We start from the raw sequence: 14,217 nt of genomic DNA on the forward strand, positions 1-14,217 counted from the left end.
ACTTGTATTGATTCTAAAGGTACAAGTCCTAGTAGAAAGGTAGAGAGAAAATGGTTTTCCCTAGCCAAGAAGAACAAATTGAAAAGTTTGAAAAGGATCATGTAGCGCAACATTATTTTGAAGTTTTGCGTACCTTGATTTCTAAAAAATCAGTCTTTGCCCAACGAGTTGGCCTGAAAGAGGTGGCTCGTTATCTAGGTGAGATTTTTAAACGTGTTGGTGCAGAAGTTGAGATTGATGAGAGCTATACAGCGCCTTTTGTCACGGCACATTTCAAAAGTTCACGACCAAATGCCAAGACTATCATTTTCTACAACCACTATGACACAGTACCAGCAGATGGTGATCAAGTTTGGACCGAGGATCCATTTACGCTTTCTGTCCGTGATGGCATCATGTATGGACGCGGGGTTGATGATGACAAGGGGCATATCACTGCTCGCTTGAGCGCTCTGAGAAAATATATGCAACATCACGATGATCTTCCAGTCAATATCAGCTTCATCATGGAAGGGGCAGAGGAATCGGCCTCTATGGATTTGGATAAATATTTAGAAAAACATGCGGACAAACTCCGAGGCGCAGATTTATTAGTCTGGGAACAAGGAACAAAGAATGCCTTAGAACAGTTAGAAATCTCTGGTGGAAACAAGGGGATTGTGACCTTTGATGCCAAGGTTAAGAGTGCAGACGTCGATATCCATTCTAGCTATGGTGGAGTCATCGAATCAGCTCCATGGTATCTCATTCAAGCTTTGACTAGTCTTCGCGCTGCCGACGGCCGTATCTTGGTAGAAGGCTTGTACGATGATGTGCAGGAACCAAACGAACGAGAGTTAGCCTTGGTTGAAACTTATGCCCAACGCAATCCAGAGGAAATCAGCCAGATTTATGGCTTGGAATTACCACTTTTACAAGAGGAACGTACCGCCTTTCTAAAACGTTTCTTTTTTGAGCCAGCGCTCAATATCGAAGGAATTCAGTCTGGTTATCAAGGTCAAGGAGTCAAAACAATCTTGCCAGCAGAGGCTAGTGCCAAGCTAGAAGTCCGTTTGGTTCCAGGGCTTGAACCCCATGATGTTTTGGAGAAAATCCGAAAACAACTAGACAAAAATGGCTTTGATAAGGTAGAATTGTACTATACCTTGGGTGAGATGAGCTATCGAAGTGACATGAGTGCACCATCTATTCTCAATGTTATTGAGCTAGCCAAGAAATTCTATCCACAGGGCGTATCTGTCTTGCCAACAACGGCTGGTACAGGTCCTATGCATACGGTATTTGATGCCTTAGAAGTACCTATGATTGCCTTTGGTCTAGGAAATGCCAATAGCCGAGACCACGGTGGAGATGAAAATGTGCGAATCGCCGATTATTACACCCATATTGAATTAGTAGAGGAGCTGATTAGAAGTTATGAGTAGAGACATTATCAAATTAGACCAGATTGATGTGACTTTCCACCAAAAGAAAAGAACCATCACAGCGGTCAAGGATGTGACCATTCACATCCAAGAAGGGGATATCTACGGAATTGTAGGATATTCTGGAGCAGGAAAATCAACCCTGGTTCGTGTTATTAATCTTTTGCAAAAACCATCTGCAGGTAGAATTACCATTGATGATGATGTAATTTTTGATAATAAGGTGACTTTGACTGCGGGACAATTGCGCCGCAAACGTCAAGATATTGGGATGATTTTCCAACACTTTAACCTCATGAGCCAGAAAACAGCAGAGGAAAACGTAGCCTTCGCCCTCAAACACTCTGGACTTAGCGAGAAAGATAAGAAGGCTAAAGTGGCTGAATTATTAGACTTGGTCGGCTTGGCTGACCGTGCCGAAAACTATCCTTCACAACTTTCTGGAGGTCAAAAACAACGTGTGGCTATTGCACGTGCCTTGGCCAATGATCCAAAAATCTTGATTTCAGACGAGTCGACTTCAGCTCTCGACCCTAAGACAACGAAACAAATCTTATCTCTCTTGCAAGATTTGAATCGTAAGCTAGGTTTGACCATTGTCTTGATTACACATGAGATGCAGATTGTCAAAGACATTGCTAACCGTGTAGCTGTGATGCAGGATGGTCGCTTGATTGAAGAGGGCAGTGTTCTTGAAATCTTCTCAGATCCTAAGCAACCATTGACTCAGGACTTTATCTCAACTGCGACAGGTATTGATGAAGCCATGGTCAAGATTGAGAAACAAGAAATTGTAGAGCACTTATCTGAAAACAGCATTTTGGTACAACTCAAGTATGCAGGTGCTTCTACAGATGAGCCACTTTTAAATGAGTTGTACAAACACTACCAAGTAACAGCCAATATTCTCTATGGGAACATTGAAATTTTGGATGGTACCCCTGTGGGTGAATTAGTCGTCGTCTTGTCAGGAGAAAAAGAAGCATTGGCAATCGCTCAAGATGCCATCCGTCAGGCTGGTGTGCAACTAAAAGTATTGAAGGGAGGACAGTAAGATGGCAGAATTGATTAAAGCATACTTACCAAACGTCTACAAGATGGGTTGGTCTGGTCAAGCTGGCTGGGGAACAGCAATCTACTTGACCCTTTATATGACGGTTCTTTCCTTCATCATCGGAGGTTTCCTAGGGCTGGTTGCAGGGCTTTTCCTTGTCTTGACAGCTCCAGGTGGTGTCTTGGAAAATAAAGTTGTTTTCTGGATTTTGGACAAGATTACCTCTATCTTCCGTGCGGTGCCATTCATCATTCTCTTGGCTGTCTTGTCACCCTTCTCTCATCTAATCGTAGGGACAAGTATCGGGCCAAATGCGGCTATTGTACCCCTATCTTTTGCAGTCTTTGCCTTCTTTGCTCGTCAAGTACAGGTGGTATTAGCTGAGCTAGATGGTGGTGTCATCGAGGCAGCTCAAGCTAGTGGAGCTACTTTCTGGGACATCGTAGGTGTTTACCTATCAGAAGGTCTACCAGACTTGATCCGTGTGACAACTGTGACCTTGATCTCACTAGTCGGTGAAACAGCTATGGCGGGAGCGGTCGGAGCAGGTGGTATCGGTAACGTAGCTATCGCTTATGGATTTAACCGTTTCAATCATGATGTGACAGTCCTTGCGACGCTCATCATTATCCTGATTATCTTTACAATTCAGTTTTTGGGAGACTTCTTGACCAAGAAATTAAGTCATAAATAAAAAGAGCCATTCGGCTCTTTTTATTTATCTTTTATGTGTCAACTTCTTACTAAGTGCTTGTCCAATCAGGGTGCCAAGTAAAGCACCAATGAGGACACTTGCGATAAAAAGTAGGATATTACCGAGATTCGGTGAGACCATAATGCGGTCAATATAGTCCTGAGATTTCCCACGAGCTACTAGAGTTGCTATATAAGCTTGAGGGGTTATCCACATAAGTAGAATGGGACCGGTGGTGCCAAAAGCAAATACTAGGAAGGAAAGAAGGTTCTTGACCTTATCCTTGTAATGACCAAGATGGGCGATGCCATCCGCTGCAAGTCCACAGATGATTCCTGGGAGAAAGGCTCCAGCACCATGCTTGCTCCCGAGGAAAAAGAGAGAGATAACGAGCCCAATCGTTGTAATCGCTCCAAAGCGAGGCACTTTTTCTAAAAGAATCATATAGACGCTACCACCTACAAGAGCAGAAAAGGCAGGGGCATAAAACATATTTCCAGTGTGGTCGATAAGGTTTCCTAGTAGAACCCCCACTCCGATACAGAGAAAGTAGACAAGGGCAGCCACAAGAGTTGTCAAGATATTCTTTTTCATAAGTTCTCCTTCGTATATCTGATGGTTTTCATTGTATCATGCCTGTGGCAGATTGTAAATGCTAGTTTGGAACTAGTATTTATTAGGAAATGTGGTAAAATAGGAAAAAATAAAAGATGAGTGGTAAGAGGATGAAGAATTTAGGAAAAGTTTTTAAAGAGCTACGAGAATCAAGAAAAATTTCCTTGAGAAAAGCAACAGGTGGACGCTTTTCAGCATCCTTATTGTCGCGTTTTGAAAATGGTCAGAGTGAAATATCTGCTCAAAAGTTATTTGCTGCTTTAGAGAATATCCATGCTAACGTAGAAGAACTCTTATTTTTAGCGAGAGACTTTCACCACGATGCTAATTCTGAATTCAGAAATCAACTGTTTAAAGCCGTAAACCCAAAAGATTTAACATCTTTGCATACCCTCTATCAGAGAGAATACCAAAAAATCCCTTTTTCAAAGGATAAACAAGAACATATTCTCAATGCTATTTTGATAAAATCCTATATGAAAGCTATTGATGAGACGATTACATTGACCTCTGAGGAAGAAAGAGTCCTACATGATTATCTATTTTCTGTTGAAATTTGGGGACTCTATGAACTTTCGTTCTTTTCTTTCTGCTCTCCTCTATTATCAGTCCAGCTTTTGACAAAGTATACTCGGGAAATGTTGCGGAAGTCAGATTTTTTGCAAGGAGTTGGAAAAAATCGAAACATGATGCACACCTTGCTCCTCAATGGTTTTATGGCCTGTATTGAAGTTGATGATTTTACCAATGCCCTCTATTTCAAAAAACAAATTGAAAAGAACTTCTTTGAAGAAAATGAAACCTATTTTCGAATAGTCTACCTATGGGCAGAAGGTTTGCTTGATAGTAAACAAGGAAGAGTAGAGGATGGGCAGAGAAAAATGGAGGATGCTGTCCGTATTTTCGAGATGATTGGTTGTAGCAAATCTGCAGATTATTATAGAAGCGCCATAGAGTGTTGAGTATTTGCAACTGGATAAATTAAATTGAAACGATAGGACTGTAAAGATACTTATTAGTATTAGCAAGTTCTATCGTTTTCGTTAGGGCTTTAGCCTGTTGCATATATTCAAAAAATTATTCTCGAGGGATTCTTGATGCTATACTAGAACTACCATAAAAGTAGTATGTTAGCAAGAAAGGAAATTATATGAAACTATTACTAAGAAATCAAGCATATAGAGTTTTGAGCTTATCACGATTTTTCAATGCTTTTGGAGCTTCCATTTTTAATTTAGTATTTGTGGTCTATGCCTCGACTTTGCCAGAGGCTTCTGTTGCCGTTGCCATTGCGAATGTTGTGATGATGCTTCCAACTCTTTTTACAGTTTTTGTGGGGATTCGGGCAGATTATACGAGGGACAAGGTAAAATGGATGACCTATGTCGGTTTATTTCAGGCGGTTTTATTTTTTCTAGCAGCCCTAGTTGTTCAGCAAGCTAGTTTCTTTGCCTTTTCGACCCTTTGTCTCATCAATGTCATTAGTGATGTAGCCAGTGATTTTGCTGGGGGCTTGCGAATGCCTCTCGTTAAAGAAAAAGTAGCAGAGTCAGATCTGATGGAGGCCTATTCCTTTTCTCAGTTTATTACCTATATTTCTGCTATTGGTGGCCAAGCTTTCGGTGTTTGGCTATTAGGGGTATCGACGCAGAACTTTTCGCTCGTAGCAGGAATCAATGCCATATTTTTCCTAGTATCAGCTCTCATTCTCTTTTTAGGAAGGGCTGAAATAAGCTTATCAACTCCACTTGTTGACAGTAAATCACTGAAAAGTGAGAAACTTTCTATCAAAGATCAGTTTTTAACGATTTACCGAAACTTACGTCTCGTTTTTCTTAAAAGTGGACAGAAAAACTTTGGTTTTATGCTCTTTGCTATCTTGATTATCAATGCTTTGGGTGGTGCCTTAGGTGGTATCTATAACATCTTCCTTTTAAATCATTCATTACTGGATTTCTCCTACAAGGATGCATTGTTTATCCTACAATTGATTACCTTATTAGCAGTTATCATCAGTAGCCTTACTGGAAATGATTATTTTGGGAAGCAATCTTTGCCTAGATTGATGATGTGGGTCACATTAGGAGCCAGTCTAGTTGGTCTATCTAATTTGTTAAACCAAGTCTTGTTCGGGATGATTTTCGTCTTTTTTACCATGTATATCTCTGGGAAAATTTCTCCAAAAATTAGTGCTCTGCTCATGAAAAATCTTGCTCCAGAGGTTCTCTCTCGTACCAGTAATTTTTTAGGTTTATTGTTTACTCTATCCATACCAGTGGGGACTGCCTGTTTTTCACTGGTAGCGGTATGGGATATACAGTTGACTTGGATACTTTTCGTAGGTCTTTCTCTGATAGCTATTCTTATGACAAGTCTCAATCTCAAAAATAATCTTTAAATCCATGTTTTCTTCACACTATCCCAATCCTTTCATTTATGGTAAAATAGGACTATTAAGTTATAAAGAGGATTCCCTATGAAATTACAAAAACCAAAAGGAACGCAGGATATTTTACCTGCTGAGTCTGCCAAATGGCAGTACGTTGAAGGATTTGCGCGTGAAATCTTCAAACGCTACAACTACGCAGAAGTACGTACCCCTATTTTTGAGCACTACGAAGTCATCAGTCGTTCTGTTGGAGACACAACTGATATCGTAACCAAGGAAATGTATGACTTTTACGACAAGGGAGACCGTCATATTACCCTCCGTCCAGAAGGAACCGCTCCAGTCGTTCGTTCTTATGTGGAAAATAAACTCTTCGCACCAGAAGTGCAAAAGCCAAGTAAGTTCTACTACATGGGTCCAATGTTCCGCTATGAGCGTCCACAAGCAGGTCGCTTGCGTCAATTCCACCAGATTGGTGTGGAGTGTTTTGGCTCTAGCAATCCAGCTACGGATGTGGAAACAATCGCTATGGCAGCCCACTTCCTGAAAGAAATTGGGATTCAAGGTGTCAAACTACATCTCAACACCCTTGGAAATCCTGAGAGCCGTGCGGCCTACCGTCAGGCCTTGATTGACTATTTGACACCTATGAAAGATAGTTTGTCTAAGGATAGCCAGCGTCGTTTGGAGGAAAACCCTCTTCGTGTCTTGGACTCGAAGGAAAAAGAAGACAAGGTGGCAGTGGAGAATGCACCATCTATCTTGGATTACCTAGATGCAGAAAGCCAAGCTCACTTTGATGCTGTTCGTCAGATGTTGGAAAATCTTGGAGTAGACTACATCATCGATACCAATATGGTACGTGGTTTGGACTACTATAACCATACGATCTTTGAGTTTATCACAGAGATTGAGGGCAATGACTTGACAGTCTGTGCAGGTGGTCGCTACGATGGTTTGGTTGCCTACTTCGGTGGTCCTGAAACTGCTGGATTTGGTTTTGGACTTGGTGTAGAACGTCTCCTTTTAGTTCTTGAAAAGCAAGGTGTGGCCCTACCTATCGAAAACGCCCTAGATGTTTATATTGCTGTCCTTGGTGAAGGAGCAAATCTGAAAGCCTTGGAGTTAGTACAAGCATTGCGCCAACAAGGTTTCAAAGCAGAGCGTGATTACCTCAATCGTAAACTTAAAGCTCAGTTCAAGTCAGCAGATGTTTTTGGAGCTAAGACTCTTATCACTCTGGGAGAGAGCGAAGTCGAAAGTGGACAAGTCAAGGTTAAGAACAACCAAACTCGAGAAGAAGTAGAAGTTTCGCTTGAAACTATTAGCAAAAATTTCTCAGAAATCTTTGAAAAATTAGTATAAAAGAACCAAAAAAGCTAGGGAAAAACTCCTAGCTTTTTTGAATAAAAAGTACCAAAAAGACACAAATATTAGAAAAAATAGCAAATAAAAGGTATTAGTTGGATAAATCAAAATTTTGGTTAAAATTTATTGACTTTCCCTCTTGGTCACTGTATTATTGTATAGAATAGAATGAACATATTGCGCCCTAATTTAGGTATGATGAAAATATTTATGCATAATTCAAATCTTATAAAGAGATGATGGTTAAATGAGAATTTGGAGAAAAAGGAAATGAATATTAAAAAATCAACAAAATATTCACTATTGACAATTGGGATTTTAACTACCTTCCAATTAAGTCAAGTGCATGTCAAAGCTGATACAATTGATTTTTTAAATAATACAGTTGTTCAAAATCAGGATGAAAAAGACACTTCATTAAATAAGAACTTAAATGAAAAGAGTGCAACTACTGCTACAGACAAGAAAGAGGCGATAACTAATGAGGGTAAGTCTGCAGTTTTAACGCCAGAAGACTCTACTACTACAACGGAAGTGGCAGAAAAGGAAGCAGACAAGGCTCCTGCTGAGAAGGAAGTTGCTGGAGAGAAACCAGCAACAGAACAACCTGTCCAAGAGAAACCACATGTAGAACAAGCAGATAAAGAAAAGTCAGATAAAGGGGAAAAAGAGCAACCAGAAGCTGAGAAGAAAAGCAAAGCAGAAACATCAGTTGCTGAGGGGGATAAGAAATTATCCGATGCTTCTAAAGAGAAAACTCAAGAGGCATCTACAATCCCTAAAGTTCGTCGCAGAAGAGCTGCTGCTAGCAATACAAAAGTATATGAAGATGCAACATACGGTAAGTATGTAAAAGCTACGGATTTCGGATTAGATACAACAGGTAAGGTTGAAGCAAGTGATTCTCTTCAAAAAGCTCTGAAAGCAGCCAATGAGGTCGAGGGAGGAGCTGCCGTAATGGTTTCAGGGAATGTCCTCTTGAAGAAAACCTTGGTTATCGATGAGAACTATGCCAATGTAAAAGGTTTGATTGGTAGTGGTCCAAGTCGTAACAATACAAAAATTGTGTTTAACAAAAAGCAAGATGGAGAGCACGATCCTGAAACAAACTTGACGGATAACCGTTACGAGTCTGCGGTCCTCATTCAAAATCAGAATAACTTTACTGTAGGCCGCTTAACTGTTGAGCACGCCTATGATTCATCAGACTACACTAAGGATAATGAGTTTTACCGTAAAGGAAAATCTTACTTTGGGCGTTCAAACGGTATCTACGTAAACGATTCTTCAAATGTTACGATCAATGATGTTCGTGCTATGAAATTCAACAGAGCCGGTGTCTTCTTTAGTTCAAGCAAGGCGACAGCTCAAGAGTATGATGCTAGCGGTAGACCAATCCGTTACAGCAGTATCTCTGAGAAGGTTTCAAATGAAGTCAAGTCTATTGGAGATCCAGATGTTCCTATCATGGACGGTAACAAGGTAACCAACTCTTTCCTTCATAACAACCGTGTTGCTGGTGTTATGTTCGGTTACCAACGTAATTTTGTGGTAGACAATAATATCCTGTCATACAACGGTCATGTGTTGGACGGTGGTACTGGATATGGTGCTGCCTCAATGGCAGGGTCTTATAATGATGGCATTACCTATACTGGAAACTATACAAACTACAACTACCGTAAAGGCTTGGATATTCACGACGGGAATAAGATCCTCATCGAAAACAACGTCTCGCTTGGAGACCGTTTGAATGGTATTGAGGTCTATAACCGTGCCAATCCAATGACAGATGTCATTATTCGTAACAACAAGGTAACACAAGATCCAAACTCTAAGTTGGAAAACGATGATGATGATCCAGCTCGTTACCGTGGTTACACAGCCATCTCTATCCTGACAAATGAGAAAAACCATAAATGGACCAAACCTCTTGATAAAGGTCGTTATGTCATTTCAAATAACACCATTGAAGGTTTAACAAAATCATTTGAAAATGGACAACTAGGAACATTTGGTATTCTCTTTAGAAACAACGAAAGTTCAAATGATTATAGCCTAAACATTGAAGGAAACACCATCACTGGTGATTCGACAGACTATATCATCTCTGTCAACAACAATACTGCTCAAGCATCTAGAGGTGTTGAAGGTGGCGGTTCAGGTGACATCACTATTTCAAGAAACAAGATTGAAGTAGATGACATCAAGCAGTTACCGATTTACATCAATGATGATACAACTTATGTAGCAAGTGTTATTGACCGTACTACTGGAAAACGTGTCAACAAGGTTACAAAAGTACCATTTACCAAGACTAGAGGAAGCATCAACATTGACAACAATGAGTTGACCGTATCGAAAATTAAATCAAGATGGAAGAATGCGGTCGCTATTGAAAGTACAAACGCAGCTTCTATTGACGTCAATAGCAATACCTTCAAGTATAAAGACAATGAGCCATGGCAACGTTACGATGTCACTCGTAAAACAGACGGAGCAGTTATCAAAGACTTGATGCAAGCTTTCTTTGGTATCAACCGTCTCAACGATAGTGTTAAAGTAACAGCAACAGACAACAAATTCATCGCAGACACACCAAACAAAAATGGTTTCTTTAGACTATACAATGGGGAATGGGTGAACTTGAATGCTAAGAGTAAGAATGTCTTCCTAGGACGTAACACTCTAGACGGCAAACCATTAGCTCCAGTGGATATCGTTGGTGATAAAACGGTTGAAACACTTCGTACAACGACAATAACAGAGTACATCATCGAAACTCGTGAGACAGACGAGCTTCCTATTGGATTTAAGGAGACTGTTCAAAAAGGTATCGCTGGTAAGAAAGTTAATGTATACAAGATTACCAAAGTTGGTGATAAAGTAGTAGGACGTCAGATCATTTCTGAAGAAACAATTCTTGAACCTACAAAAGAGATTATCTTGATTGGTACAGCGACAGAAACCTTTGAAACTGTCTCTGAGAAAGAAACGGTCGAATACGATACAGAGGTTAGAACGGATCCAACAAAACCAAAGACTTACCAATTTGAAAATCAAGCTGGTAAGAACGGTTCTGTTGAAAAGACTTACCAAATCAGAAAACTGAATGGTAAGGAAGCTGGTAAGACTTTGACGTCTGAAAAAGTGATTGATCAACCAGTTAAACGTATTATCACAGTTGGTAGTGCAGTAGAAAAAGTAGAATACACTACTGAAATCAAAGATGTAGACTTTGAAACTGTCATCGAATATGACTACACGAAACCAAAAGGTTACGAAGAAGTCCGTCAAGACGGTGAGAAAGGTCGAATTGAAAAGCAATACAAACTGACTTACCTCAATGATGAACTTGTTGACCGTGCCTTAGTCAATGAAAACAGCCTCAAAGAGAAGAAAGACAAGATTATTGTTAAAGGTCTGGGTGTGGTTGTCTCAGTCAGATCCGTAGTTGTTGTCGAAGAAAAAGACTTCAACAAGGTCATTGAAAAAGACGAAACCCAACCTGAGGGTTACAACAAGGTTACTCAAGTGGGTTCCCCAGGGGCAATAACAATAACCTATGAAGTCACCTATGAGGACGATATTGAAGTTGCTCGCAAGGAACTTTCGAAAGTGGAAGATCCAAAAGCGATTGATGAAATCACTGTAATCGGAACTTCTAAAATGACAGAACGTACAGTGGATGAGCAGATTGATGTTCCGTTTAAGACAATCTATATCGCTGACAATACACTTCCGGCAGGTGAAAGTGTTGTCGAGGAAGAAGGTAGTCCTGGACAAATTATCCGAACATTCTTGGTAAGCTATAAGAATGGTAATGAGATTAGTCGTACTATCGTTTCGGAACACAAGGTTACAGATGCTGTCAATCGTGTCGTCCGTGTCGGTAATTCAACACCTATTGTTGAGACAACGGAACTTGTAGAAGAAACAGAAGTAATTGACTACAATACTGTTGAGGAATTTACAGACCAACTTCCTTCAGGAACAACTAAGATTATTCAGCCTGGTAAGAAGGGGCAAAAGACAAGTCGCTACTCTGTAACTAAGGTGAACGGTGAAGAAACTTCTCGAACATTTGTTGAATCTAACATCACTATAGAGCCTGAGGATAAAATCATCCAAGTAGGAACTCGTGTTAAAGAGGTTAGAGAAGCAAGTGAGTCAAGTCCAATTCCATACACTGTAATAGTTCGCAAAGATATTACGAAACCAATTGGTTATAAGGTCGTGGAAGTTGAAGGTCAAGACGGAGAACAATCAGATCTCTATAAAGTTACCTATATCAACGGAGCAGAAACAAAACGCGAACATCTTAAGACAACAGTTGTTAAAGAAGCTATCAATAGGGTCATCGTCGAAGGTGCAGGCGTGGAACGAACTCTCTTAGAGATTCAAGAAGATAAAGTAGCCAGCACAACTGAGTATCGTAATGATGATACTCTTCCAGAAGGTGAAACAAAAGTTGTTCAGGTTGGTGAGGAAGGTCTCCTTCGCAAGACAATCGAAAAACAATACTTCAATGACGAATTGCGTTCTACGAAATTAGTAGACAGCAAACTGATTAAAGAAGCAACTCCAACTATCATCTTAGTAGGTACAAAACATGTACCGACGATCAAGGTAGAGCAAAATACTCAAATTGAGAATATTGCTTATAAGACCCAAAAGATCGAAGATCCTGACCTACCAAAAGGAGAGACCAAGGTAGTGCAAGTAGGTCAAAATGGAATCATAGAAAAAGTTTACCAACTGACCTACACAGACGGAGTCTTGATTAAGACAGACTTAATCAGTAGCAAGGAAGTTCAGAAAGTCCAAGATGAGATTATCCATATCGGTACTCAAGTCACTGAAACTAAGGAAATCAACGCAACAAGTCCAATTCCATACAATGTTATTATCCGTAAGGATAAGACCAAGCCAGTTGGATACAGCCTTGTTGAAGTAGAGGGCCAAGAGGGAATTCAAACAGACTACTATCAAGTAACTTACGTCAATGGCAAGGAAACTAAGCGTGAACACCTCAGAACAGTCATTACAGCTCAACCTGTCAATAAAGTCCTAGTTGAAGGTTCTGGTATCGAACGCACAATCTTCGAAATTCAAGAAGAGAGAATCACAAGATCAACGGTATTCCGTAATGATGACACTCTTCCAGAAGGTGAAACGAAGATTATCCAAGAAGGTCAAGATGGTCTAATTCATAAGACAATCGAGAAGCAATACTTCAATGATGAAGAACGTTCTTCAAGACTAATCGAAACTAAAGTTGTCAGAGAAGCAGTTCCAACCATCATTTTAGTCGGAACAAAACATGTTCCAAATATTACAGTCAAGCAAGAAACTAGAACCGAGGAAACTGATTTTAGAACTGTGACTGTTATAGATGAAAATTTGCCGAAGGGTGAACATAAACTTGTTCAAGAAGGTCGTGCAGGTCTAGTTGAAAAAGTCTATCAACTAACCTACAGAGATGGTGTTCTGGTCAAGACTGATTTGATTAGCATCAAGGAGTTACGTCCAGCTCTAGAACAGATCATCCATATCGGTTCTCAAGTTACTGAAACTAGGGAAATCAGCACAACAAGTTCAATTCCTTACAATATCATCGTTCGTGAGGACAAGACTAAGCCTGTTAGCTACCGTCTGGTCGAAGTAGAGGGCCAAGAAGGAACTCAAACAGACTACTATCAAGTAACCTATGTCAATGGTAAAGAAACTCAACGTGAGTATCTAAGAACTGTGATCACGACTCAACCTGTCAACCAAGTTCTTGTGGTGGGTACTGGAGTTGAGCGTACAGTCCTAGTAACTGAGGATGAGGTCATTACTCATCAAACAGAATATCGCAATGATGATAGCTTACCAGAAGGTGAAACTAGAGTTTTCCAAGAAGGTCAAGATGGACTCATCCATAAGACTTTTGAAAAATACTACTTCAATGATGAAGAACGTTCTGCAACATTGGTTGATACGAAAGTTATCCGAAAAGCAGTAAATCGTGTTATTTTGATAGGGACAAAACGAATTCCTACTATTACACAAGAGGAACTCATCCAAGTAGAAGAAATTGACTTTGAGAAACAAATAGTTGAAAATCCTAAGTTTGCTAAAGGTACACAAATTCTTCTACAAAAAGGTAAACCAGGAAAACGTCAATATATGTATCGTTTGACTTTGCAGAATGGAGTTGTGATTAAGAAAGAATTGCTTGGCTCAGAAGTCTTAGAAGAACCACAAACAGAGATTATTGAAATCGGAACACTGGTTGAAAAACCACAGGCTCACATCCCTGAGTTTCAACCACTGGTTGAGAAGCCAGAATTGAAACCCGAATCGAAACCAATGGTACCAGCCGATAAGGTTATCCCAGCAATTCCAACTCTTAAACAGGAGGAGGAAATGAAGCCATTAGCAGTTTCAGCTCAAGAACCTCAAACAGCTGAAGCGCCAGTTGTCCAAGACCAGCTCCTACCAGAGACTGGAGACCAATCAAACTGGTGGATTAGCCTGCTTGGAATCTTGATGATGTTCTTAACCTTGGTCGGAATTCGAGAGAAAAAAGACGATCGTTAAAGACGAAATACGTCTAAAAATGAATAAAAAAACAAAAAAGAACATTCTTAGCAAAAAAACAATAAAAAATCCTTTAAAAACAACTAAA

At 40.1% G+C, this 14,217-nt stretch carries 8 protein-coding genes; 7 read left to right on the forward strand and 1 reads right to left on the reverse strand.

What is annotated here, in order from left to right; translation table 11 throughout:
* Window positions 1-50 precede the first annotated feature (50 nt).
* The 3 genes from SPAR10_RS02405 to SPAR10_RS02415 are packed head-to-tail and all read left to right on the forward strand — an operon-like array spanning window position 51 to window position 3,172.
* Entirely contained in the window at window positions 51-1,424 is a 1,374-nt protein-coding gene (locus SPAR10_RS02405) for a M20 family metallopeptidase (protein ID WP_004250428.1), read from the forward strand.
* Entirely contained in the window at window positions 1,417-2,478 is a 1,062-nt protein-coding gene (locus tag SPAR10_RS02410; RefSeq protein ID WP_004250429.1) for a methionine ABC transporter ATP-binding protein, read from the forward strand. Before SPAR10_RS02405 ends, SPAR10_RS02410 begins: the two co-directional genes overlap by 8 nt.
* Window position 2,479: 1 nt before the next feature.
* Window positions 2,480-3,172 carry a methionine ABC transporter permease gene (locus SPAR10_RS02415; RefSeq protein WP_004250431.1) on the forward strand — a complete coding sequence of 231 codons (693 nt, stop codon included), beginning with the start codon at window positions 2,480-2,482 and terminating at the stop codon, window positions 3,170-3,172.
* A gap of 24 nt (window positions 3,173-3,196) precedes the next feature.
* On the opposite strand, the gene SPAR10_RS02420 is transcribed toward SPAR10_RS02415, so the two are convergent.
* On the reverse strand, window positions 3,197-3,766 hold the full coding sequence (locus tag SPAR10_RS02420; protein ID WP_004250433.1) for an MptD family putative ECF transporter S component: 570 nt from the start codon (window positions 3,764-3,766) through the stop codon (window positions 3,197-3,199).
* Window positions 3,767-3,897: 131 nt separating this feature from the next.
* Here SPAR10_RS02420 and SPAR10_RS02425 point away from each other — a divergent pair, with 131 nt between their 5' ends.
* The 4 genes from SPAR10_RS02425 (at window position 3,898) to SPAR10_RS02440 (ending at window position 14,129) form a co-directional block, all read left to right on the forward strand.
* Window positions 3,898-4,749 carry an Rgg/GadR/MutR family transcriptional regulator gene (locus SPAR10_RS02425; RefSeq protein ID WP_004250435.1) on the forward strand — a complete coding sequence of 284 codons (852 nt, stop codon included), beginning with the start codon at window positions 3,898-3,900 and terminating at the stop codon, window positions 4,747-4,749.
* 188 nt (window positions 4,750-4,937) lie between these two features.
* The gene (locus SPAR10_RS02430; RefSeq protein ID WP_004250437.1) at window positions 4,938-6,185 is read left to right on the forward strand and encodes an MFS transporter; all 1,248 of its coding nucleotides are present in this window, start codon (window positions 4,938-4,940) and stop codon (window positions 6,183-6,185) included.
* A gap of 78 nt (window positions 6,186-6,263) precedes the next feature.
* A complete protein-coding gene (gene hisS / locus SPAR10_RS02435; RefSeq protein ID WP_004250439.1) occupies window positions 6,264-7,541 on the forward strand; it encodes a histidine--tRNA ligase in 1,278 nt (425 codons plus the stop codon).
* A gap of 273 nt (window positions 7,542-7,814) precedes the next feature.
* Window positions 7,815-14,129: a G5 domain-containing protein gene (locus SPAR10_RS02440; protein ID WP_004250441.1), complete on the forward strand. Its 6,315-nt coding sequence runs from the start codon at window positions 7,815-7,817 to the stop codon at window positions 14,127-14,129.
* The last annotated feature ends 88 nt before the right edge of the window (window positions 14,130-14,217 follow it).

The sequence above is a fragment of the Streptococcus infantis SPAR10 genome, assembly GCF_000279535.1.
In the GTDB taxonomy this organism is placed as follows: Bacteria; Bacillota; Bacilli; order Lactobacillales; family Streptococcaceae; genus Streptococcus; species Streptococcus infantis_I.

Excerpts from the sequence above, each read along its gene's own strand:
- SPAR10_RS02405 (WP_004250428.1), top strand. The coding sequence starts at position 51 with ATGGTTTTCCCTAGCCAAGAAGAACAAATTGAAAAGTTTGAAAAGGAT.
- SPAR10_RS02410 (WP_004250429.1), top strand. The coding sequence starts at position 1,417 with ATGAGTAGAGACATTATCAAATTAGACCAGATTGATGTGACTTTCCAC.
- SPAR10_RS02415 (WP_004250431.1), top strand. The coding sequence starts at position 2,480 with ATGGCAGAATTGATTAAAGCATACTTACCAAACGTCTACAAGATGGGT.
- SPAR10_RS02420 (WP_004250433.1), bottom strand. The coding sequence starts at position 3,766 with ATGAAAAAGAATATCTTGACAACTCTTGTGGCTGCCCTTGTCTACTTT.
- SPAR10_RS02425 (WP_004250435.1), top strand. The coding sequence starts at position 3,898 with ATGAAGAATTTAGGAAAAGTTTTTAAAGAGCTACGAGAATCAAGAAAA.
- SPAR10_RS02430 (WP_004250437.1), top strand. The coding sequence starts at position 4,938 with ATGAAACTATTACTAAGAAATCAAGCATATAGAGTTTTGAGCTTATCA.
- hisS (WP_004250439.1), top strand. The coding sequence starts at position 6,264 with ATGAAATTACAAAAACCAAAAGGAACGCAGGATATTTTACCTGCTGAG.
- SPAR10_RS02440 (WP_004250441.1), top strand. The coding sequence starts at position 7,815 with ATGAATATTAAAAAATCAACAAAATATTCACTATTGACAATTGGGATT.